Annotated in this window: 19 protein-coding genes and 2 tRNA genes; 15 read left to right on the plus strand and 6 right to left on the minus strand. The window is 57.1% G+C overall.

Features of this window, described 5'->3' with window-relative positions:
* Window positions 1-71: 71 nt before the first annotated feature.
* A complete protein-coding gene (locus tag AC6CIA_RS10215) occupies window positions 72-1,733 on the minus strand; it encodes an OFA family MFS transporter (RefSeq protein WP_498311753.1) in 1,662 nt (553 codons plus the stop codon).
* 296 nt (window positions 1,734-2,029) lie between these two features.
* On the opposite strand from AC6CIA_RS10215, the gene AC6CIA_RS10220 reads away from it, so the two are divergent.
* The 5 genes from AC6CIA_RS10220 to AC6CIA_RS10240 all read left to right on the plus strand — a co-directional run bounded on the left by AC6CIA_RS10220 (window position 2,030) and on the right by AC6CIA_RS10240 (window position 6,610).
* Entirely contained in the window at window positions 2,030-4,246 is a 2,217-nt protein-coding gene (locus AC6CIA_RS10220; protein ID WP_498311754.1) for an AsmA family protein, read from the plus strand.
* Window positions 4,243-5,310: an A/G-specific adenine glycosylase gene (gene mutY / locus AC6CIA_RS10225; RefSeq protein WP_498311755.1), complete on the plus strand. Its 1,068-nt coding sequence runs from the start codon at window positions 4,243-4,245 to the stop codon at window positions 5,308-5,310. Before AC6CIA_RS10220 ends, mutY begins: the two co-directional genes overlap by 4 nt.
* Window positions 5,307-5,579: an oxidative damage protection protein gene (locus tag AC6CIA_RS10230; protein ID WP_498311756.1), complete on the plus strand. Its 273-nt coding sequence runs from the start codon at window positions 5,307-5,309 to the stop codon at window positions 5,577-5,579. The genes mutY and AC6CIA_RS10230 overlap by 4 nt, the downstream gene beginning before the upstream one ends.
* 103 nt (window positions 5,580-5,682) lie before the next feature.
* A tRNA-Phe gene (locus tag AC6CIA_RS10235) sits at window positions 5,683-5,758 on the plus strand.
* Between the two features lie 168 nt (window positions 5,759-5,926).
* Window positions 5,927-6,610, plus strand: a complete 684-nt coding sequence (locus AC6CIA_RS10240; protein ID WP_498311757.1) for a DUF899 domain-containing protein — start codon at window positions 5,927-5,929, stop codon at window positions 6,608-6,610.
* A 15-nt stretch (window positions 6,611-6,625) separates the two neighbouring features.
* Here the strand turns inward: AC6CIA_RS10240 and AC6CIA_RS10245 are convergent, their stop codons facing one another.
* Complete coding sequence (locus AC6CIA_RS10245; RefSeq protein ID WP_498311758.1) at window positions 6,626-7,603, minus strand: arsenic resistance protein; 978 nt, start codon at window positions 7,601-7,603, stop codon at window positions 6,626-6,628.
* A 150-nt stretch (window positions 7,604-7,753) separates the two neighbouring features.
* Between AC6CIA_RS10245 and AC6CIA_RS10250 the strand changes: the two genes are divergently transcribed.
* Window positions 7,754-8,167, plus strand: coding sequence for a hypothetical protein (locus tag AC6CIA_RS10250; protein ID WP_084380959.1), 414 nt, complete (start codon window positions 7,754-7,756; stop codon window positions 8,165-8,167).
* 225 nt (window positions 8,168-8,392) lie between these two features.
* Here AC6CIA_RS10250 and gabP read toward each other — a convergent pair whose 3' ends face one another.
* A complete protein-coding gene (gene gabP, locus AC6CIA_RS10255; RefSeq protein WP_498311759.1) occupies window positions 8,393-9,784 on the minus strand; it encodes a GABA permease in 1,392 nt (463 codons plus the stop codon).
* A gap of 555 nt (window positions 9,785-10,339) precedes the next feature.
* Here gabP and AC6CIA_RS10260 point away from each other — a divergent pair.
* The 8 genes from AC6CIA_RS10260 to AC6CIA_RS10295 all read left to right on the plus strand — a co-directional run bounded on the left by AC6CIA_RS10260 (window position 10,340) and on the right by AC6CIA_RS10295 (window position 17,424).
* Window positions 10,340-11,113, plus strand: coding sequence for an ABC transporter ATP-binding protein (locus AC6CIA_RS10260; protein WP_084380961.1), 774 nt, complete (start codon window positions 10,340-10,342; stop codon window positions 11,111-11,113).
* Window positions 11,114-11,126: 13 nt separating this feature from the next.
* Window positions 11,127-11,891 carry a transporter substrate-binding domain-containing protein gene (locus AC6CIA_RS10265; protein ID WP_339529357.1) on the plus strand — a complete coding sequence of 255 codons (765 nt, stop codon included), beginning with the start codon at window positions 11,127-11,129 and terminating at the stop codon, window positions 11,889-11,891.
* Window positions 11,892-11,966: 75 nt separating this feature from the next.
* Window positions 11,967-12,662 carry an ABC transporter permease gene (locus tag AC6CIA_RS10270; protein WP_339529356.1) on the plus strand — a complete coding sequence of 232 codons (696 nt, stop codon included), beginning with the start codon at window positions 11,967-11,969 and terminating at the stop codon, window positions 12,660-12,662.
* A gap of 38 nt (window positions 12,663-12,700) precedes the next feature.
* Window positions 12,701-13,390: an ABC transporter permease gene (locus tag AC6CIA_RS10275; protein ID WP_339529471.1), complete on the plus strand. Its 690-nt coding sequence runs from the start codon at window positions 12,701-12,703 to the stop codon at window positions 13,388-13,390.
* Complete coding sequence (locus AC6CIA_RS10280) at window positions 13,371-14,594, plus strand: methyltransferase (protein WP_498311760.1); 1,224 nt, start codon at window positions 13,371-13,373, stop codon at window positions 14,592-14,594. The genes AC6CIA_RS10275 and AC6CIA_RS10280 overlap by 20 nt, the downstream gene beginning before the upstream one ends.
* Before the next feature lie 305 nt (window positions 14,595-14,899).
* On the plus strand, window positions 14,900-15,820 hold the full coding sequence (locus tag AC6CIA_RS10285) for a LysR family transcriptional regulator (RefSeq protein ID WP_498311761.1): 921 nt from the start codon (window positions 14,900-14,902) through the stop codon (window positions 15,818-15,820).
* Between the two features lie 230 nt (window positions 15,821-16,050).
* Window positions 16,051-17,238: an MFS transporter gene (locus AC6CIA_RS10290; RefSeq protein WP_498311762.1), complete on the plus strand. Its 1,188-nt coding sequence runs from the start codon at window positions 16,051-16,053 to the stop codon at window positions 17,236-17,238.
* 110 nt (window positions 17,239-17,348) lie between these two features.
* Window positions 17,349-17,424, plus strand: a tRNA-Thr gene (locus tag AC6CIA_RS10295).
* A 180-nt stretch (window positions 17,425-17,604) separates the two neighbouring features.
* On the opposite strand, the gene AC6CIA_RS10300 is transcribed toward AC6CIA_RS10295, so the two are convergent.
* From AC6CIA_RS10300 to AC6CIA_RS10310, 3 genes are all read right to left on the minus strand, one after another.
* Window positions 17,605-18,240: a BRCT domain-containing protein gene (locus tag AC6CIA_RS10300; protein WP_339529352.1), complete on the minus strand. Its 636-nt coding sequence runs from the start codon at window positions 18,238-18,240 to the stop codon at window positions 17,605-17,607.
* Window positions 18,241-18,420: 180 nt separating this feature from the next.
* Window positions 18,421-19,053 (minus strand): hypothetical protein, encoded by a 633-nt coding sequence (locus tag AC6CIA_RS10305; protein WP_498311763.1) that lies wholly within the window; start codon window positions 19,051-19,053, stop codon window positions 18,421-18,423.
* Window positions 19,054-19,225: 172 nt separating this feature from the next.
* Window positions 19,226-19,828, minus strand: coding sequence for a hypothetical protein (locus AC6CIA_RS10310; RefSeq protein ID WP_498311764.1), 603 nt, complete (start codon window positions 19,826-19,828; stop codon window positions 19,226-19,228).
* A 203-nt stretch (window positions 19,829-20,031) separates the two neighbouring features.
* On the opposite strand from AC6CIA_RS10310, the gene AC6CIA_RS10315 reads away from it, so the two are divergent.
* Window positions 20,032-21,675, plus strand: a complete 1,644-nt coding sequence (locus AC6CIA_RS10315; protein ID WP_498311765.1) for a DUF6119 family protein — start codon at window positions 20,032-20,034, stop codon at window positions 21,673-21,675.
* Window positions 21,676-21,705 lie beyond the last annotated feature (30 nt).

Raw genomic sequence — 21,705 nt, forward strand, 5'->3', positions numbered from 1 at the left:
TAGCATCACCTCGGTATCCAGACTGACCGAGTTACCTGCATCGCGAGCAAGCCCGCTTGTGTCTTGCGCTGTTAGTTAAACAGCACCGCGGTCTTCTGCAGGGTTACCCACACCCCCCACGCCAACGGAAGACCCACGACCAGCCAGGCGGCAACGGCCAACGGCACGCTGCCCGACGCAGCTTTCCATTCCAGCACGGTGGTGGCATCGGTGCCCTTGTCATGACCCAAGGCCTGTTCGGCCGCCAGTTCGGCGTCGGTCATGAAGTACTTGTCGGCCACCGGACGCACCAGCAGGTTGCAGATGAAGCCCAGTACCAGCAGGCCCGCGAGGATGTACAAGGTGATGTCGTAAGCCGCCGCACGCTCCACGCCAATGCTCAACTGATACTCACGCAGGTAGTTGACCAACACCGGGCCCAATACGCCCGCCGCCGCCCAGGCCGTCAACAGACGACCGTGGATCGCGCCAACCATTTGCGTGCCGAACAGGTCCGCCAGGTAAGCCGGGACTGTCGCAAACCCGCCGCCGTACATCGACAGAATGACGCAGAACGCGCCCACGAACAGCGCCACGTTGCCCAGGTGCCCCATGTTCGGAATCAGCGCATACAGGGCAACGCCCAGGGCGAAGAACACGAAATAGGTATTTTTACGCCCCAGGTAGTCGGAGAACGACGCCCAGAAGAAGCGGCCACCGATGTTGAACAGACTCAACAGCCCGGTGAAACCGGCGGCAATGGCCGCAATCGAGGCCAATTGACCCGCATCCAGTTGACCGAAAGGCACATCAACGCCCAGCAATTTGCCACCGAATACTTCCTGCAGCAGCGGCGAAGCCATGCCGATGATGCCGATACCGGCGGATACGTTCAGGCACAGCACCAGCCAGACCAGACGAAATTGCGGGGTTTTCCAGGCCACGTTCACGTGTACGTGACGATGCGTGATCATCGCATTGCTGGCTTTTTTCGCCGGCGCGGTCCAGCCCTCAGGCTTCCAGCCGGTCGGTGGAACGCGGTAGGACAAGGCGCCGCCAATCATGAACACGAAGTAGATCGCGGCCATCACCAGGAAGCTCTGCCACACGCCAACGCTGTCCGGCGTCGCGAAGTGACCCATCAGCGCCGCCGCCAGCGGAGCACCGACCATCGCGCCACCACCAAAGCCCATGATCGCCATGCCGGTCGCCATGCCGCGCTTGTCCGGGAACCACTTGATCAGGGTCGAGACCGGCGAAATGTAGCCAAGGCCCAGGCCGATACCGCCAATGACCCCCGAGCCGATCCACATCAGCCAGATCTGGTGGGTATAAATCCCCAGCGCCGAGATCAGCAAGCCGCCACACCAGCACAGGGCCGAGACAACGCCCGCCTTGCGTGGTCCGGCATGTTCCAGCCAGCCGCCCCAAATGGCTGCCGAGCAACCCAGGAAGATAAAGAACAGGGTGTAGATCCAGCCCAGCATCGAGATCGGCCAGTCGCATTGCGACGAGAAAACCTGGGCGATAAAGCTCATGTCCGGCGAACAAGCGAGCGGGGCGGTAACGCCCAGCGCCTTGGACAGTGGCAGCCAGAACACCGAGAAGCCATAAGCCATGCCGATGCACAAGTGAATGGCCAGAGCGGCCGGTGGAACCAGCCAGCGGTTGAAACCCGGCTTGGCGATAATGCGTTCCTTGGACAGGAACGCGGGCTGCGCGGCAGTTATACCTGCCGCAGTGCTAGTGCTCATTGATGTTTCCCCCAGTTATTAGTCTGTGTTCGTCAGGCGCTCTCCTCCTCGGCCTTTGCACGCAAGCGTGGCCGTTTTTGTCGAGTGAAGCTCCCTGTATGCGCGACCTTTAGTCGCAGAAGGCGGACGAACACGGGGAGATTAACATCTGTCGATGACAGAAAAACCAAACTGCCACTAGCTTTTTCAAGTCAGCTGTTTTGTTTGACACTATGTAACGATACGTAAACAGCGGCAGAGCTGCCGGCGTTATACTCTGCGGCTGAATTTTAAAATTGACTTACAAGGACTCGCCCATGAAAGCGTTCGGCAAAATCCTGGGCCTGGTACTTCTCGGGTTGTTGCTGATCATTGTGGCTCTGGGTTTCGCCCTGACCCACCTCTTCGATCCCAACGACTATAAAGACGAGATTCGCCAGATTGCCCGTGACAAGGCCCACATCGAGCTGACGCTCAATGGCGATATCGGCTGGAGCCTCTTCCCCTGGCTCGGCCTGGAGCTGCATGACGCCAGCGTGGCAACCCTGACCAATCCCGCCCAGCCGTTTGCCGACTTGCAGATGCTCGGTCTCTCGGTACGCGTGCTGCCGCTGTTGCGCCGCGAAGTGCAGATGAGCGATGTGCGTGTCGAAGGCCTGAACCTGCGCCTGAACCGCGACAAGCACGGCCACGGCAACTGGGAGGACATCGGCAAGGCACCGGCCGTCACCGCCGGCACCGTCGAGGCGCCTGCCGCTACGCCAGCGTCCACCCCGCCAGCCCCGGAAAAACCGGCCCAGCCGATCCGCCTGGACATTGACAGCCTGACGGTCAATAACGCCCGCATCGAATACAACGACGAACAAACCGGCAAGCAATTCAGCGCCGAAAGTATCCAGTTGAGCACCGGCGCCGTGCATGAAGGCTCGAGCATTCCGGTCAAGCTCACCGCATTTTTCGGCAGCAACCAGCCACTCATGCGGGTCAAGAGCGAGCTAAGCGGCCAGTTGCGCTTTGACCGCGCGCTCAAGCGCTACCAGTTCGAAGACATGAAAGTCACCGGCGAAGCCACCGGTGAGCCGTTGCAAGGCAAAACCGTGTCCTTCGCCACCCAGGGTCAACTGCTGGTGGACCTGTCGGCCAACATTGCCGAATGGACCAACCTCAAGCTCTCGGCCAACCAACTGCGCGCCCTGGGCGAGCTGAAGGTCAACGACCTGGACAAAACCCCGAATATCAGCGGTGCCCTGTCGATTGCCCAGTTCGACCTGGGCAAGTTTCTCGAAAGCGTCGGCCACCCTCTGCCCGCCATGGCCCCGGGTAGCCTGAGCAAGGTCGAGCTGGTCAGCCGCCTGCAGGGCACGCCTACCCGCATGGCCCTGGAAGACCTGAACCTGAAACTCGACGGCAGCACCTTCACCGGCCGCCTGGCCGTGGAAGACTTCGCCAAGCAATCCCTGCGCGTGCAGTTGAAGGCCGACACCTTCAATGCCGACAACTATTTGCCGGCCAAGTCCGAAGCGGCCAATAGCGCGGCCGCCGCCCGTCAGGCCGAAGTCCAGGGCAGCGAAGCCGGGGCCATGGCTGCGGGCGGCAGCACACCGCTGCCGAATGCGCCAACCCAAGGCGCCTGGAGCACCGACAAGCTGTTGCCGTTGCCGCGCCTGCGCACGCTGGATGTGGTTGCCGACCTGTCGTTCGGCCAACTGACCCTGAGCAAATTGCCCATTGAGAACGCCACCCTGAAAGCTTCGGGCCTGGACGGACAACTCAAGCTCGACACCTTGAGCGGCGGTCTCTACAACGGTACGTTCCAAGCCAATGGCAACCTCGACGTACGCCAGGATGTGCCGGTACTGGCACTGCAAACCCACATCAAGCAAGTGCCGGTGGAGCAAATCCTGCAAGCCCAGGGGAAAAAGCCGCCGATCAAGGGCCAGGTCACCCTCGACAGCAACCTGAGCGGTCAAGGCAACAGCCAGAAAGCGCTGGTCGACAGCCTCAATGGCACCGCCAGTTTCGTGGTCACCAACGGTGTACTGCTCAACGCCAACATCGAACAACAACTGTGCACCGGTATTGCCTTGCTCAACCGTAAAACCCTCGCTAGCGAACCTCGGAGCAAGGACACACCGTTCCAGGAACTCAGGGGCAATCTGACGGTGCGCAATGGCGTGGCCAGCAATCCCGACCTGAAAGTGCGCATCCCCGGCCTGACCGTCAACGGCAACGGCGACGTCGATCTGCGCGTGCTGGGCATGGACTACCGCGTCGGCATCATTGTCGAAGGCGACAAGCGCGACATGCCGGACCCGGCGTGCCAGGTGGGCGCCAACTTCCGCGGCATCGAAGTCCCGCTGCGCTGCCGTGGCCCGCTGGAGCTGGGTGCCAAGGCTTGCCGCCTGGACAAGGACGGCCTCGGCCAAGTGGCTGCCAAGATGGCAGGCAACAAGATCAGCGAGAAGCTGGAAGAGAAACTCGACAAGGTCAATCCCAAGCTCAAGGACGCCCTTAAAGGTCTGTTCAATCGATGAGAGACGAGCAATTTTCCACGGCGGTGCTCGATTGGTACGACCGCCACGGTCGCCATGACCTGCCCTGGCAACAGGGCATCACCCCTTACCGGGTGTGGGTCTCGGAAATCATGCTGCAGCAGACCCAGGTCAGCACTGTGCTCAATTACTTCGAGCGCTTCATGGCATCACTGCCAACGGTCGAAGCCCTGGCCGCCGCGCCGGAAGACGAAGTGCTGCACCTGTGGACCGGGCTGGGGTATTACACCCGGGCGCGCAACCTGCAGAAGACCGCGAAAATCATCGTCGCCGAGTACGGCGGCGAATTCCCCCGCGACGTCGAAAAACTCACCGAGCTGCCAGGTATCGGCCTGTCCACCGCCGGTGCGATTGCCAGCCTGAGCATGGGCCTGCGGGCGCCGATCCTCGACGGCAACGTCAAGCGCGTGCTCGCACGCTTTACCGCGCAGGAAGGCTATCCGGGCGAGCCCAAGGTCGCCAAACAACTGTGGGCCACCGCCGAGCGTTTCACGCCCCACGATCGCGTCAACGCCTACACCCAGGCGATGATGGACATGGGCGCCACCCTTTGCACCCGCAGCAAGCCCAGTTGCCTGCTGTGCCCGCTGGAAAAAGGCTGCGAAGCCCACCTGCTGGGCCTGGAGACACGCTACCCGATCCCCAAGCCGCGCAAGAGCATCCCGCAGAAACGCACGCTGATGCCGTTGCTGGCCAATGCCGAGGGCGCGATTCTGCTTTACCGTCGCCCGTCTACGGGTTTGTGGGGCGGCTTGTGGAGCTTGCCGGAGCTGGACGCGCTGGACGACCTTGAGCACCTGGCCAACCAACACTCGCTGGCGCTGGGTGAACAGCAGGCGCTGCCGAGCCTGATCCACACGTTCAGCCATTTCCAACTGGCCATCGAACCCTGGCTGGTCCAGGTCAAGGAATCCGCCCATCACGTGGCCGAGGCCGACTGGCTCTGGTATAACCTCGCCACCCCGCCGCGCCTGGGCCTTGCCGCCCCGGTGAAAAAACTGCTGAAGCGCGCGGCCGACGTATTGAACGCAGGAGTTTCGCCATGACCCGCACCGTAATGTGCCGCAAGTACAAAGAACAATTGCCTGGCCTTGAGCGCCCTCCTTATCCGGGCGCCAAGGGCCAGGACGTTTTCGATCATGTCTCCGCGAAGGCCTGGAGCGACTGGCAAAAGCACCAGACCCTGTTGATCAACGAAAAGCGCCTGAACATGATGAACGCCGAAGACCGCAAATACCTTCAGGGCGAGATGGACAAGTTCTTTTCCGGCGAGGATTACGCCAAGGCCGACGGCTACGTGCCGCCTGCTCAATAACTGATCAAAATCCGGGGTCGGAACGTAAGCGACGGTAATAATTAAATATTTTTTGAAAACTTGCTTGACGACCCCCTGAAAAACCCGTTTAATGCGCCCCGTTGCCCAGATAGCTCAGTCGGTAGAGCAGGGGATTGAAAATCCCCGTGTCGGCGGTTCGATTCCGTCTCTGGGCACCACTAATACCGAAAAACCCCAAGCGAAGATGATTCCTTGGGGTTTTTTATTGCCTGGAATTTGACGATGAACGGCAAGGCAAGCGCCCTCTCCTGAGCATCCTTGATCTATCCTGAGCAACGTAGTGGCTGCCACACCACCTCGGCGGCATCAGGAATGAGGATCCCCGCATGAGCACCTCGAAACCCGCCCTGCCCGAGATTGTCTCGGCGCAAGAATGGGACACCGCCCTCAGCCAGTTGCTGATCAAGGAAAAAGCCCTGACCCGCGCACAGGACGCTCTCAACGCCGAGCGTCGCCGGTTGCCGATGGTCGAGATCAAGCATGACTACCGCTTCGACGGCCACACCGGCCAGGTGAGCCTGCTGGATCTGTTCCAGGGTCGTCGGCAACTTATCGTCTACCACTTCATGTTCGCGCCGGACTGGTCCCAAGGGTGTCCGGGATGCTCCTGGGTCGTCGAGGCAATGCCTCATCTCGCCCACTTGCATGCGCGCAACACCTCGCTGGTGTTGGTGTCCAGGGCACCGCTGAAGCAGCTTGAAGCGTATAAAAAACGCATGGGCTGGGACCTGCCTTGGTATTCGTCGTTTGGCAGCGACTTCAATGCCGACTTCGGCGTGACCACCGGCGAAGGCGAACAGCATGGCGTCAGTGTGCTACTCCGCGACGGCGAGCACCTCTACCGTACGTACTTCACCGGCGCCCGTGGCGTCGAACACCTGGGCAGCCATTGGACCTACCTCGACCTGACACCCTGGGGACGCCAGGAAACCTGGGAAGATTCACCGAAAGGCTGGCCGCAGACCGAGCCCTACAGCTGGCTGCGGCGGCACGATGAATACGGCGCCTGATCCGACAGCGCGTTGTCAGGCAGCTGGCGGCCGGCCCGTGGATGTCAGCAACGCCGGGATCAGTCGAACGTAGGCCAACTCCCCGACCAGCTCGACCAACGTCTGGGTAATGACCACGGCCGCGGCCAGCTCACGAACGCCGTCGGGCAGCGCCAGGGCCAAAGGCAGGACCACCAGCGAATTGCGTGTCGCAGCGCTGAACGTGACCGCCCGCGCTGCCGTGGCGGGCAAGGTGAACAAACGGGAAGCCAACGCGCCCATCAACGGCGCCAATAGCAGGAAGCCGATGTACACCGGAATCACCGGCGCCAGCAGCTCGATATCGCGCACCACCGAGACGATTTGCGAGCCGATCACCACCAGCAATACCAGAGCCATCGCCGGGACGGGCAGCCAGGACCAAACGTCATTCCATCGACTGATGACGGTTGATCGACGCGACAAGCTTGCTGTCAGCACCGCCAGGATCATCGGCGCGACAATCAGCAACATAAAGGCTTCGACAAAAGGCCCGACCGCGACCACCACGCCCGAGTGCGCGCCCAGCATCAGTCCCAGGTACACCGGCAACAGCAGCAATTGCAGCAACAACAGCACCGGCGTCGCCGCCAGCATCAACCGCGAATCACCCTTGCCGATATGGGTAAACACCACCACGTAATCGATACACGGCGTCAGCAACACCAGCAAGGCGCCCAGCAGGATGGCCGGGTGATCCACCAGCCCGCGGGTCAACGACCACACCAATAGCGGAATCAGCACAAAATTGGCCAACAGCAATGCGGCCATGAAGCGCCGGTCACTCCAGCCCTGGCGCAAGTCCAGAAACGGGATTTGCAGGAACATCGCGTACATCAGCACCGCAATAGCCGGCGTGACCAGCAGTTCCAGGTGGTGAGACGCCGATGGCGCCAGCAAACCAAGGGCGATAGCCAGCGCCACCGTGACGAAATACACCGGTATCTGCTTTTGTTCGAGGGTATCGCGGGTCATGGTTGGCTCTGCTCGGTCTCAAGACGCCAAGCCTAGGCATCCGGGCGGACAAGGTCGAGGAATAAAGGACTGGGCGCTGGAAATCCTTGGGATTTTGCCAGACCTGCGCTTCAATACCCCACCCAGATCCTGACCCAAGGACGAGAGCCCATGGCTTCGCCGAACAAACAGCAAAAACGCGCCCACCGGGCAAAGGCCAAGGCCAAGCAGAACCGCACCCAGCGGGCCGTTGCCCCCAAGCAGGATGCGTTCGCCGGCGACGACAGCCGCATTGATCTTGAGTCGGTGGATTTGACCGAACTGTTTGTAGAGATGCGCACCGCTGGCGAAACCAGCCAACAGGCGCTGTGCGCAGTGTTCCTGGCGCACCCGCTACTGGCATTGGTGCTGGAGCAGGAAGGCGAAGAAGAGGCAACCGACTTTATCCTCGCGGCGCTGATCGAGTATCGACAGTGGTCCACCGATTCCGATGATGAAGCGGCAGCGCTGGCGTGGATTGAATCGCCAGAGTTTCAGGCCGATTACGTGGCGGCCTCCCAGGCGCTGGTCAGCGCAGGGGAATAGGCGAAAGCCGGACTCAGACGAGGGGCCTGCCTCGCATTTTTCCCAACAAACTCGGCCGGATGATTTTAGGCCTTTTTTGTAGGAGCGAGCTTGCTCGCGAAAAACTGATAGGCGCCGCGTTCATTCAGGAAACACGCGTTATCGTTAACGTTTTTCGCAAGCAAGGGCTAGGCGCGCCCTCGCTCCTACAGATACCTCATTCCCTTGCCACAGAAGGCTCGCGCCTTAGTTGAGTACCGCGGCCCCAGCCCGCTGGATCTTGCGCCGACGCGCCACCATCAAACCCGCGATCACCACCAGCAGACTCAACGCGCCCGTGGACAGCACCTCCACCCGGTGCGCGTCCTGGAACGCCATGATGGTCAGCGTACCGACGATAAACACGATCACCGCATAGGTCATGCCCGGGAACAGCCACATCTTGAAGACAATCTTCTCGCCCGCCGCCATGCGCTTTTGGCGCATACGCAGTTGTGAAACCGCGATCACCAGATACACCAGCAACGCGATGGCGCCAGAGCTGGCCAACAGGAACTCGAACACCGCTGCAGGGGCCACGTAGTTGGCGAAGACCGCCAGGAACGCCGCCCCCGTCGACAACATCACCGCCCAGTAAGGCGTGCCGCTCTTGTTGGTGCGCTTGGACACCGCCGGCGCATCACCGCGGCGCCCCAGGGAAAAGAGCATGCGCGAGGCGGTATACAGCGCCGAGTTCAAGCAACTGGTAACCGCCACCAATACCACCAGGTCGACGATCAACTTGGCATTCGGGATACCCATGCGCTCCAGCACCGTCTGGTAGGAGCCTACGGCAGCCAGGGTCGGATCATTCCACGGCACCAGTGCGACGACGATGAAGATCGACACCAGATAGAACAAGCCTATCCGCCAGATCACCGAGTTGGTGGCTTTGGTGATTTGCTGGCCAGGATTCTTCGATTCAGCGGCGGCGATGGTCACGATCTCGGTGCCCATGAACGAGAACATGGTGGTCAGGATCGCCGCCAGCACCGCGCCCATGCCGTTAGGCAGGAAGCCTTGGGTGTCGAACAGGTGCGATACGCCGCTGACCTGACTGTTGGGCAGGAAGCCGAAAATCGCCAGGATGCCGAGGATCACGAAGCCAATGATCGCCACAACCTTGATCAGCGCGAACCAGAACTCGAATTCACCGTAGTTCTTGACGCTGAACAGGTTGGTCGCGGTCAGCAACAACGTAATGACCAAGGTAAATGCCCAGATCGCCACATCGGGGAACCAGGCGTGCAGGATCGTCGCCGCGGCGTTGGCCTCCAGGGGAATCACCAGCACCCAGAACCACCAATACAACCAACCGATGGTGAAGCCGGCCCAATGCCCGATGGCCCGGTCGGCGTAGGTGGAGAACGATCCGGTGTCCGGCGAGGCCACGGCCATCTCGGCCAGCATGCGCATCACCAGCACCACCAGGGTCCCGGCAGCGGCATATGCCAACAACACCCCCGGGCCTGCCGCGGCAATGGCGTGACCGGAGCCGACAAACAGACCGGCGCCGATTACCCCGGCAATCGACAACATGGTGACATGCCGTGGCTTGAGCCCCTGTTCGAGGTCATTGGAGCTTTGCGTACTACTCATTGACACACCTTTGCGAGGATTTGCGAATACGGTCTACCCAACCCGGAATCTCTTTCGTGAAAAGAAACCAACAGAGTGTTCTTTATTTTTTACGCAAGATTTACGCCAAAATGTAACAAACTCAAGGTTGACGCGGGCTGTAGGCAAATCCCTCAACCAACGCAAGTCATTGAGATTAATGGCAAACTGCCAGAACGTTACCTGCCTACTCATTTCCCCGACGAAAAAACGCACCAAAAACACCCACAAAAAGTGCGTGACGCACCATTCGATGCCTGATAGGGGACCGTTTACCTGTTTAACCCTTCCAACCCCCGGCCAAAGCTGGCACCATCGCGCCTTTTTTTACGCGACTGCCACGGGTTTTCCGGTTAAAACAGCTGTTCGGTTGTTGATGGCGCGACACGCTGCTGTGTCGATGCGACAACCTGCCGCATACCGTCTGTTTAACGCCCGTGGCGCTGTTGGCTGTCATCCGGGCGCTATGCTAGCTTGGCGCCTCGCCAGGAAGGCGGCCTAACAGCAGGAACGCAATGAATACAATGAGGACCGCACATGGCCGAGGCCACGCCCGCGCTTGAAATCCGCAACTTGCATAAACGCTATGGTGAGCTGGAGGTGCTTAAAGGTATCTCGCTGACCGCTCGCGACGGCGATGTGATCTCGATCCTGGGTTCCTCCGGTTCCGGCAAGTCCACGTTCCTGCGCTGCATCAACCTGCTGGAGAACCCGCATCAGGGCCAGATCCTGGTAGCCGGCGAAGAACTCAAATTGAAAGCCGCGAAAAACGGCGAGTTGATGGCTGCCGATGGCAAGCAGATCAACCGCCTGCGCAGCGAAATCGGTTTCGTGTTTCAGAACTTCAACCTGTGGCCGCACATGAGCATTCTCGACAACATCATCGAGGCTCCGCGCCGCGTGCTCGGCCAAAGCAAGGCTGAAGCCATCGAAGTGGCCGAAGCGCTGCTGGCCAAGGTCGGGATCAGCGACAAACGTCACGCTTACCCCGCGCAATTGTCCGGCGGCCAGCAACAACGCGCGGCAATTGCCCGCACCCTGGCGATGCAACCCAAAGTCATTTTGTTCGATGAGCCCACCTCGGCGCTTGACCCGGAAATGGTTCAGGAAGTACTTAATGTAATCCGCGCATTGGCCGAAGAAGGCCGCACCATGCTGCTGGTCACCCACGAGATGGGCTTTGCCCGCCAAGTGTCCAGCGAAGTGGTGTTTCTCCACCAGGGACTGGTCGAAGAGCAAGGATCGCCACAGCAGGTGTTCGACAACCCGCTTTCGGCGCGCTGCAAACAATTCATGTCCAGCAACCGCTAACGGAGCAACATGCATGCAGAACTATAAAAAATTCCTCCTGGCCGCCGCCGTGAGCATGGCTTTCAGCGCCACGGCCATGGCCGAAACCTTGAAAATGGGGATCGAAGCGGCTTACCCGCCGTTCAACAATAAAGACGCCAGCGGTCAGGTCGTCGGTTTTGACAAAGACATCGGCGATGCGCTCTGCGCCAAGATGAAAGTCGAGAAGTGCGAAGTGTATGTGTCGGACTGGGACGGCATCATCCCGGCCCTGAACGCCAAGAAGTTCGACTTCCTGGTGTCTTCGCTGTCGATCACCGACGAGCGCAAGCAAGCCGTCGACTTCACCGACCCGTACTACTCCAACAAGCTGCAGTTCATCGCGCCAAAAGCCACCAAAGACTTCAAGACCGACAAGGCCTACCTCAAGGGCAAAGTCATCGGCGCACAGCGTGCGACCCTGGCCGGTACCTGGCTGGATGACCGCAACATGGAAGATGACTATGGCGTGGACATCAAGCTCTACGACACCCAGGAAAATGCCTACCTCGACCTGCTTTCCGGTCGCGTTGACGGAATCCTCGCCGACAAATACGTGCAATACGAATGGCTCAAGAGCAAAGACGGCTCAAATTACGAGTTCAAGGGCGAGCCTGTGGTCGACAGCGACAAGATCGGTATCGCCGTGCGTAAAGGCGATCCGCTGCGTGAGCGCCTGAACAAGGCATTGGCTGAAATCAAGGCCGACGGCACTTACAAAAAGATCAACGACAAGTACTTCCCTTTCAGTATCGAATGATCCTGACTGGCCTGCCCGGCGCGCTCGCTTGAGCGCGCCGGCTCTTCGCAATGCCTGCCGCGATATGACTAAACCATGAATTTCGATCTCTACGGATTCGGCCCTGCACTCGCTGCCGGCGCGCTGATGACCGTCAAACTCGCCCTCACGGCCCTGTGCCTGGGACTGGTACTCGGCCTTGCCGGTGCCTTGGCCAAGACTTCTGCGTACAAGCCGCTGCAATGGCTTGGCGGCGCCTACTCGACCGTGGTTCGCGGAATTCCGGAACTGCTGTGGGTCCTGCTGATTTATTTCGGCACGGTCAACATGATGCGTGCCCTCGGAGAGTGGTTCGGCAACCCCGACCTTTCACTCAATGCCTTCGCCGCCGGGGTCATCGCCCTCGGCCTGTGCTTTGGCGCCTACGCCACCGAGGTGTTCCGGGGCGCGATCCTGGCGATTCCCAAAGGGCACCGCGAAGCCGGTGTCGCATTGGGCCTGTCGAAGTTTCGTATCTTCACCCGGTTGATCATGCCGCAAATGTGGCGCATCGCCCTGCCGGGCCTGGGCAACCTGTTCATGATCCTGATGAAGGACACCGCGCTGGTCTCGGTGATCGGCCTGGAAGAAATCATGCGTCACGCCCAGATCGGCGTGACCGTGACCAAGCAACCCTTCACCTTCTTCATGGTCGCGGCCTTCATGTACCTGGGCCTCACCGTCCTGGCCATGGCCGGCATGTACTTCCTGGAAAAACGTGCCGCGCGCGGCTTTGCGAGGAGCACGCAATGAACGGCGACTACAGCTGGCTGGCGCATTTCGACCTGGGCCTGAACTGGGCCGTCATCATCAAGTGGCTGCCGAGACTGGCCCAGGGCGCCACCCTGACCCTGGAACTGGTGGCCATCGCGGTCATCGCCGGCCTGATCCTGGCGATTCCCTTGGGCATCGCCCGCTCCTCGCGCCTGTGGTACGTGCGCACGCTGCCCTACTGCTACATTTTCTTCTTCCGTGGCACGCCGCTGCTGGTGCAGCTGTTTTTGGTCTACTACGGCCTGGCCCAGTTCGATGCCGTGCGCGAAAGCGTCCTCTGGCCCTACCTGCGGGACCCGTTCTGGTGCGCCACGGCCACCATGACCCTGCACACCGCGGCGTATATCGCCGAGATTCTGCGCGGTGCAATCCAGGCCATTCCGCCCGGCGAAATCGAAGCCGCACGGGCCCTGGGCATGTCCAAACCGAAAACCCTGTTCTACATCACCCTGCCACGGGCCGCGCGCATCGGCTTGCCGGCCTACAGCAACGAAGTGATCCTGATGCTCAAGGCCAGCGCCCTGGCCAGTACCGTGACCTTGCTTGAACTGACCGGCATGGCCCGTACCATCATTGCCCGCACCTACTTGCCGGTAGAGATCTTCTTCGCCGCCGGGATGTTCTATCTGCTGATGGCCTACGTGCTGGTACGCGGCTTCAAGCTGCTGGAACGCTGGTTGCGGGTCGATGCCTGCCAGGGACGCTGACAGCCGGTTGACGGGCGCGCAGTTGCTCGCCCGCTTCCAGGCGCTGGATGCGTTTCTCATCGAGCACCAAGGGCTGTGGCGTCCACGGCCCTTTACCCACCTGCAATTGCCGTGGGAAACCCGGCACGCCGAGCTGGCCCGATGGCTGCGCCAGCGTTCGCTGGAGGACGCCGAAAGCAGCCACAACCGCCCCCACGAACTCCAGGCTCCCGCGCCGTTTGCCCAGTGGGCGAGTCAGTCCATCGCGCTGAGTGCCGTGGATAGGCTACCGAGGGTTAAACTGCCTCCGGCGCCTGCGCGACTGAATGTCGATGTACCCGGTCGCAAATGGCAACAGATCGAAGCCTTCGGCGCCGCCCTGGGGTTTACCACAGGCCCCTGCCATTGGCTCGACTGGTGCGCCGGAAAAGGCCACCTCGGCCGTCGGCTGCTGCAACCCGGCCAGCAACTGACCTGCCTGGAATACGATCCCGCGCTGATCGCCGCCGGCAAGGTCCTCAGCGAACAGCATCAACTGCCCGCCAGACACTGCCAGCAAGACGTGATGGCGGATGACGCCGGACAGCAACTCACCCGCGATCACACCCCCGTCGCCCTCCACGCCTGCGGCGACCTGCATGTGCGCCTGTTGCAACTGGCCAGCGCCGCCGGCTGTAAACACCTGGCCGTGGCGCCCTGCTGCTATAACCGCATCAGCGCCGACCACTACCAACCGCTATCAGCTCCGGCCCACCGCTCGACGCTGCGCCTGTCAGTGGACGATCTCGGCCTGCCCCTGAGCGAAACCGTCACCGCTGGCGCCCGCGTACGGCAGCAGCGGGATACCTCGATGGCCCGGCGCCTGGGGTTTGATCAACTGCAACGGCAATTGCGCGCGTGCGACGAATACCTGCCCACCCCTTCACTGCCCAGCGCTTGGCTGAACAAACCTTACGCCGAGTACTGCCAGCAACTGGCGGCGCTCAAAGGGTTATCCACAGGTGAACAGAATTGGACGGCGCTGGAGCAACAAGGCTGGCAGCGCCTGGCACACGTACGCAACCTGGAATTGGTCCGTGGGCTGTTTCGCCGCCCGCTGGAACTGTGGCTGGTACTCGATCGGGCATTGTTTCTGCTGGAAAACGGCTACAGGGTCCAGCTAGGTTGCTTCTGCGAAACGGCGCTCACGCCGCGCAACCTGATGCTACTCGCCGAGCGCGATTAAAGGGCACATCCACCCACCCCGCCCTGTGGATAACTCTGTTGATGGAATTCTGTGGAAGGCCGTAAAGACAAGCGCTACAGAGCAAATTGTTGACTGGTCATTTTTTGTTCACAAAATAAAATGCACGCAAAACAGGCAGTTGCAGCTTAATGAGAATAACTTCAGCGAGTCGCGGTTACGGCTTATGTCTAACCACTGAATTGTGCATAAGCATTTGCGCATAACACTATATGCGTCCCGCGCACATCGCATCAGCCTGCACTTATCACTGGACCACTGATCAATTCATATGAAGGAACAGAGAAATGATCGAGACCCGCCTGTTACGTCAATTCATCGCCGTGGCTGAAGAACTGCACTTTCACAAAGCGGCTTTGCGTTTGCATATGGCCCAGCCGCCATTGAGCCAGGCCATCAATCGCCTGGAAGACAAATTGGGATTCAGCCTGTTTGAGCGCAGCACGCGCGGAGTAAAACTGACGCCCGCCGGCAGCGCGTTCCTCAGTACCGCCTACAACACCCTGAAGACCCTGGAAACGGGGATCGAGCAGGCCCGTCAGGTGTCCGCCGGTATCGCCGGCAAGCTGACCATCACGGCCGTGTCGATTGCCTATTACGAATCGCTGCTCAACGCCTTTCGCCGCTTCCGCGAGACCTTTCCCAACGTCCAATTGGTTATCAAGGAAATGCCCTCTTCCAGCCAGGCCAAGGCCATCTTGTCGGGGGAAGCGGATATCGCATTCCTGCGCAAGTTGCCGATCTCGACGGAAAACGTCGAATCGCGCTTGCTGCTGGATGAAGCCATCGTAATGGCGCTGCCTGCCGGGCACCCCAAGGCCGGGAACGGGCAGATCGACCTGCGGGACTTTGCCGACGAGAACTTCGTGTTCACCCCTCAAGGCTTGGGCGCGGGCTACCACAGCCAGCTCATCGCCTTGTGCGAAACCGCCGGTTTTTACCCGAAAGTGGTTCAAGAAGCCGCGCAGATCCATACCTTGATCGGCCTGGTGGCGTGCGGTTTCGGCGTGGCCCTGGTACCTGAGTCGATTGCCCACTCGATCATGCGCGACAAGGTGTGGTTCCGCCGGATCAACCCGCTGACCACAGCACCCAACCCGGCCATCGGCCTTTACATGAGCTGGAACACCGACAACGCATCGCCGTTGATAGACAACTTCATTTCGCTGCTCGACTTCAGTTGCGAACCGCAAGTTAAAACATCCTGAGCACGTTGTTTATAAATGTCCGTGGAATATCAATCCGCGCAAACATCCACTAACGACTCATGCCGTTTTAACTCCCCGCGCCCTTCGTCAAAAGTATCAAACCGAGATATTTATAGTATTTCCCCCCGTCGTCTGCCCCACGCACTATCACCGACAGCTGAATAACGTCTGCCAGAAGAAAGGTTCCGCCTCCTCGAGGTGCGCCCTCTTCTCTCAACAACAGAGTGCTTATGCCTGCCGTCATCTACATCTTTTCCCTGTGCACGTTTACCTTTGGCTTGTCCGAATTCGTTGTCGCCGGGCTGGTGTCATCGATCGCCATCGACCTCCACGAATCCGTCGCCCAAGTGGGTTCCGCCATCGCCGCCTATGCCCTGGGCGCGGCCATCGGTGCTCCGCTGATCACCGCCCTGCTGGCGGCCTGGCGCGACAAAAGCGTGTTGCTGCTGACCCTGGCGGTACTCGCCATCGGCAGTGTGGTGATCAGCCTCGCACCCGACATCCTGACCCTGCACGGCGTGCGCTTCGTCATCGGCCTGGGCCACGGCGTATTCATGGCCGTCGCGTCGAATGCCGCGATCAAACGGGTCGATCCGACGCGGGCCGGGCGTGCGCTGTCACTGGTGTGGATGGGCCTGACTCTGTCCGTGGCATTTGGCGTACCCATCGGCACGTTTTTGGGCAGCTACTGGTCGTGGCGCGTGGTCTTCCTGGCCATCGGCGGCCTCGGCCTGCTCAGCACCCTCGGCCTGGTATTGCTGATGCAGCGCCAACCGGCCCCGCCGCCCCACGAACGCCCGAGCATCCAGCAAAACCTCAGCGCCATTCTCCATCGCGAACTGCTGATGGCCGCAACCATCGCCCTACTGGTGAGCGTGGCCACATTTTCCTTTTTCACCTACGTCTCGCCGTTCCTGCTGGACATCACCCACCTGCAGATCCAGACCCTGGGCATCGCCATGCTGCTGTTCGGCATCTGCTCCATCTTCGGCAACATCCTCGGCGGCTACCTGGTCGATCGCTTCGACGCCGACCGCTGCCTGCTGGGCGCACTGACAGTGCTGATGCTCAACCTGCTGGGCCTGTACCTGTGGAGCGCCTCGAAACTCATCATCCTGAGCCTGATCGGCCTGCTGGGCACCGTATTCTTCGCCATCGTCACCCTGTCCACCCTGCGCCTGCTGCGCTTGGCTAACCACTACATACCGCAATCCAGCGCAGTAGCCTCAGGACTCAACATCGCCTCGTTCAACCTCGGCACCGCACTGGGCGGAGTCAGCGCGGCATGGGTCATCACCCACATCGGCCTGGCCTACATCCCCATCGCCGGCGCAGGCGCCGCCCTGCTCGCCATCGGCGTGCTGGGGCTTCAAATCCGGACCGCAACGACAGCGACAGCGCTGGAGGAAAGCCGCTGAATGGGGATGGACAGCGCGAGCGTTACAGAGGAAAAGCAGGGGCCTGAAAAATAGTCAGAATTCAGGGGTTTACAGAAACTTCCCAATCGCTATAATCGTCGCCCTAACACGCCGGTATAGCTCAGTTGGTAGAGCAACTGACTTGTAATCAGTAGGTCCCGGGTTCGACTCCTGGTGCCGGCACCATACAAAACGAAGCCCTCGCAGAAATGCGAGGGCTTTGTTGTTTCTGTACCGTTCACTTTTCGTCCATACACTGAAGCCCGTGGGAGCGAACCTGCGCGCGATGAAACCGTCATACCCACCGACAATCTGCCGTTCAAAACCAAGGGCTTCCTTTCCCAAAACACCACGAACGGAGCAGCCTCAACCAAACAGCATCCTTTGCCAATGATCCTCACCCACAATGGCAATCGAAGCACCCGCCTCACGCAACTCCACGGCCTTTATGATCTTCGTACCATAAGTACTGTGCCGCCACTGCTCATTACCCACGCTACCAACCACCAGGTAATGCACCTTCTTACTCACGCCGCCCCCAATCAATCCACCCCGTTCTTCGACCAACGCCTGACACTCCTTACGTGGCCCAAAGGCCATGACTCCCGTAAACACAAACATCCGGCCATCCCACATCAAATCAGGGGCTGGTGAGTTGAACGGAAGATCAGTAGGAGCAACAGCGCCGATGACCTTCGGCCTCTCAATGTTCACTCCAGAAAAACCACGCAGCATGTCAAGTAGCTCTAAGGACTCATCCTTGTCTAGAGCATCGTCCTGAAGCATGCATGCCAAACGCGAATACAACAGATTGATCACCGGGTCATTCAGATGCGCGAGATTGTTTTCCAACCATTGCTTTAGAAAAACCGCTTCGGTGGCATTCACAACACCGTCCGCCGTAATCCCAGCGGCCAACCCCACCAAGGCATCGGCGGCGCGCCGATCGATGCGAGCGCGGTGGAAGAATTTGCTGTTCTCGAACTCGTTGTGTAGGTCCATTACGGGTTTTCCTTGAGATGAGTGTTGGCTCGATACTGAAGCAGTACCGGGTAGCAGATGTTGTATTCAAACCTAGCACCACTACGCGCAGACACCCCATTTTTGATAAGAAAATTAATCCGTCCCCTTTTTTCACTTTTTTCATTTCTTCATTAAACAGTTCTATAAAATAGATATTACTCATTGCACGTGCATTAGTTGTCTAAATTCCTGTTCGACTGCCGTCCGAGTCTCATACATTTCGTAATTCACTTTTTCGAACAATTTTTGAAGGTGAGGCGTCTCACCGTGCCCCAGCGCCTCCCCTGACCGCATGGCTACTCTAGCCTGATCCAATGTCTGAGCAGCCGAAACATAGAATTCTGAAATTCTTTCTGACGTTGCCTTAGAAAAATAAATTTTATTTTTCTCATAAACCTCAACGAAGGCATCGAACTTTGGTAATGCCGATTCATATGCCTGCGCGATTGAAGGTCGTTGTCTCCCAAAATAATCGGGTCGAATAGTTTCATATATCGCTTCGTGCAGATCAACGAGAAGCTTGTAGCTTTCGTCGATAAATACAGCTCTTTTTTCGATCAGATTTGCATGCCCCAATTGAACCAGGTGACGCTCGGTTTGCAATGCACTTTCCAGATTCTGTGTCTGGCGAGAGTGCTCTGATTTGAGTTTTTCTATAAGAACTTCAAAAGTCGCCTTCTCTCTCAAGCTGATACGATCCTTCCAGATACTCCCCAGCCAAGCCGAAAGTCCGGTAATGACGATTGCCGCACCACCAACTTGACCGATTAAAGAGTTAAATATCTCAAACATATCGAACCACTCCGATAAAGAATAAAAAATTTGTGCGCATAAGTTTTTAAAAATTCAATTCCATAGCTGGTTGCCAAACCTTTAAAAGGTCTAATCCTTGTCATAGCAATCGCAAAAGTAAACTCGCCTATCGGAATGTCCGATCTTTTTTTGCGGGCTCGCCTTCCCTACATTATCCATTGCGCCTGTGATCTAGCCATTCGATGCTCTTAGTTATTGGATCAACGCGCACAAATATAAGTCCACTCGGCGGATTGGAGTTAGAGGCAAAACCAATTTCGTCAAGCTGCTTTATTCCTGCATGATACTCAGATAGGAAATCCAAAAAAACATTAACTATTTCGTTGTAGTCGTTTTCTACTGACGATTTCTTTGGGAGAAGTAGTTTGAATTTTTTGCCATCATTTGCTTCCGCATATATGGAGAAAGCGAGGGAGTATGGATTTTCCGTACTCAGCTTACCTGCTGATCCTAAGAGGACTGGCTCTATTTTAGGTTGCGACATCACCTTGCCTGCTGTTTCGGAAAGTTTTTCCTTCAGAAGCAAGTAATGGTCCTTACCCATCTCCCCAAAAAGTGCCTTAAAGTAAGGTTTTGCTATGTAAGCCGCGACAATTGGAAAAATAAACCACTCAAGACATGCTTGAGGTCCACTAGGGGGCCTAGACTCAATCGCTATACGGATATTTGGGTTGTGCAATGCCTTCTCGAAATCAATATACAATTCGCTTGGCATGCCCTCTTCATAGATTAGTGCAACGTCTGGCTTATTCATCTTTTTTCCTTAATACGTAATGCCGAACACTGCGGCGTGACCAATCGAAAAATCCCGCGCCATCAGACGCGAACAACTATCATTAATGAGCCAGCTCTCGACGACCATGGACATTCGCCACACTGGAAAACTCAGCCTCCCAAAAAAATTTCTAAGCTCTTTCAACTATAGCAATATCCAGAGGAGTGGAGTAGCGTTATGCCATGCACGAGATATCACCTAGGGAAGGGAGAATACCAGGAATGAAATATCGTCACTTAAATGTGTTCATGATGAAACCAGATACTGTTATCAACGGTTTCTCGGATCTACTAGTTTTGGATAAGGACGTAGTCCCATATGAACTCGATGCAGATTTTGGCTTAGAAGGAGTTTTATATGTAAAGCGCACAGTTGAAAAAAGGCCGAATTGGGGCGAATTGGTTGACACAATTACCGGAACCAACGTAATACAGATCGGAAACAAATCAAGCTCTGCGGTATTATTCATAAAAACAGATACCGACATATTCGCCATAACTTTTGGTTATGGCCGACACCTAGTAAATCTTGCAAACTTCGCCCAAGACTTCGGGCTAAAAACCGCCTTAAATACTCTTAATCACGAAAGTTTAAGAAGCGTAGATATTCATACATTAGAAGACCAACCGGTTCAAAAAAGATCACAGGCCGCACGCGACTCAGAAATAAGTGTGTTTGGCATTGATATATCTAGAGATATATTGAGAGCTGTGACTGGAACACCTAAACCAGGTATAGATTTCAAAAATATCTCTGGCGGTGACGCAATGTTTTCATTTGGTATTGAAATGGAGATCAGCGATTTATCAACCATAACTGAGAATTTAAAAACCCATTACCTAAAAGATGATTATAAAACAGACTTTCTATGGGTAGACAACGTTAGAAGAATCAAGGAAAAATCACACATAGACCAGTTAGACCGGGTTCTGCTTGAAGCAATTAAAGACCGTGATCCGAGTATAGTTATAACACTACCAGAAATAGAGAAATGGGACTCGATAACCGGCTTCAGCTTTACCCGAGCCAAAAGTGATCGATCACCAACTGTATCATCGGAAAAATATCTATCTACGATTGACAATACAAAGTTATCTATCGAGTCAGTCAAAAGAGATCATTTGTATGTTTTCGATATACATGAAAACGAATTTGATCACTCAATATACAAATGCATCTACTATGAAATAATAAACGCGAACAAAACCAACATAATATTTGGAGGGACCTGGTATGAAATTGACAACTCATTCATAGGGAGAATCAATTCTAGCTTAGCGAATATAGGTGTTTCTGAACTTCAATTTCCAGGGGGCTACGTGTGGCAAGAAGGTGAGAAGGCAAAAATAGAGGCTGAAGGGGATTACAATATTAGGGCCTCTCAGATGCACGGATATCACTTATTAGACAAGAGACTGATCAAAAGCAACAAATCGACTAGTTCAGTTGAACTGTGCGATCTTCTTTCAACTGAGAAGCAATTCATACACGTAAAACATCGCAAAGGGGGATCTGCTGGACTAAGCCATCTTTTCGCACAAGGGAGCGTCGCCGCAGAGATATTGCTCGGAGACCGAGAATTTAGAAAATCAGCCAGAAAGGTATTGGGTACTTTCAGTAACGCTGCACGCGAAATCATTCCACTCGACAACTTTCGAAGCGCAGAATATGAAGTGGTTTTTCTGATATTGGGCGACGATGCCGCAAACGTGAAAAGCAATCTGCCCTTCTTCAGTAAAGTAAACCTTGTTAGGGCATATGATAGTCTTTCCCAGCGAGGTTACTCCGTAAAAATATCAGCCGCCGCCAAAGTAGAAAGACCATGAACGCTTTCACGGAGATTGAATAATAATGCC

The organism is Pseudomonas sp. GQ91 (assembly GCF_059758795.1).

Excerpts from the sequence above, each read along its gene's own strand:
- AC6CIA_RS10305 (WP_498311763.1), bottom strand. The coding sequence starts at position 19,053 with ATGTTTGAGATATTTAACTCTTTAATCGGTCAAGTTGGTGGTGCGGCA.
- AC6CIA_RS10300 (WP_339529352.1), bottom strand. The coding sequence starts at position 18,240 with ATGGACCTACACAACGAGTTCGAGAACAGCAAATTCTTCCACCGCGCT.
- AC6CIA_RS10220 (WP_498311754.1), top strand. The coding sequence starts at position 2,030 with ATGAAAGCGTTCGGCAAAATCCTGGGCCTGGTACTTCTCGGGTTGTTG.
- AC6CIA_RS10245 (WP_498311758.1), bottom strand. The coding sequence starts at position 7,603 with ATGACCCGCGATACCCTCGAACAAAAGCAGATACCGGTGTATTTCGTC.
- AC6CIA_RS10310 (WP_498311764.1), bottom strand. The coding sequence starts at position 19,828 with ATGAATAAGCCAGACGTTGCACTAATCTATGAAGAGGGCATGCCAAGC.
- AC6CIA_RS10230 (WP_498311756.1), top strand. The coding sequence starts at position 5,307 with ATGACCCGCACCGTAATGTGCCGCAAGTACAAAGAACAATTGCCTGGC.
- mutY (WP_498311755.1), top strand. The coding sequence starts at position 4,243 with ATGAGAGACGAGCAATTTTCCACGGCGGTGCTCGATTGGTACGACCGC.
- AC6CIA_RS10265 (WP_339529357.1), top strand. The coding sequence starts at position 11,127 with ATGCAGAACTATAAAAAATTCCTCCTGGCCGCCGCCGTGAGCATGGCT.
- AC6CIA_RS10280 (WP_498311760.1), top strand. The coding sequence starts at position 13,371 with ATGCCTGCCAGGGACGCTGACAGCCGGTTGACGGGCGCGCAGTTGCTC.
- AC6CIA_RS10270 (WP_339529356.1), top strand. The coding sequence starts at position 11,967 with ATGAATTTCGATCTCTACGGATTCGGCCCTGCACTCGCTGCCGGCGCG.
- AC6CIA_RS10240 (WP_498311757.1), top strand. The coding sequence starts at position 5,927 with ATGAGCACCTCGAAACCCGCCCTGCCCGAGATTGTCTCGGCGCAAGAA.
- AC6CIA_RS10290 (WP_498311762.1), top strand. The coding sequence starts at position 16,051 with ATGCCTGCCGTCATCTACATCTTTTCCCTGTGCACGTTTACCTTTGGC.
- AC6CIA_RS10250 (WP_084380959.1), top strand. The coding sequence starts at position 7,754 with ATGGCTTCGCCGAACAAACAGCAAAAACGCGCCCACCGGGCAAAGGCC.
- AC6CIA_RS10285 (WP_498311761.1), top strand. The coding sequence starts at position 14,900 with ATGATCGAGACCCGCCTGTTACGTCAATTCATCGCCGTGGCTGAAGAA.
- AC6CIA_RS10315 (WP_498311765.1), top strand. The coding sequence starts at position 20,032 with ATGCACGAGATATCACCTAGGGAAGGGAGAATACCAGGAATGAAATAT.
- AC6CIA_RS10260 (WP_084380961.1), top strand. The coding sequence starts at position 10,340 with ATGGCCGAGGCCACGCCCGCGCTTGAAATCCGCAACTTGCATAAACGC.
- gabP (WP_498311759.1), bottom strand. The coding sequence starts at position 9,784 with ATGAGTAGTACGCAAAGCTCCAATGACCTCGAACAGGGGCTCAAGCCA.
- AC6CIA_RS10215 (WP_498311753.1), bottom strand. The coding sequence starts at position 1,733 with ATGAGCACTAGCACTGCGGCAGGTATAACTGCCGCGCAGCCCGCGTTC.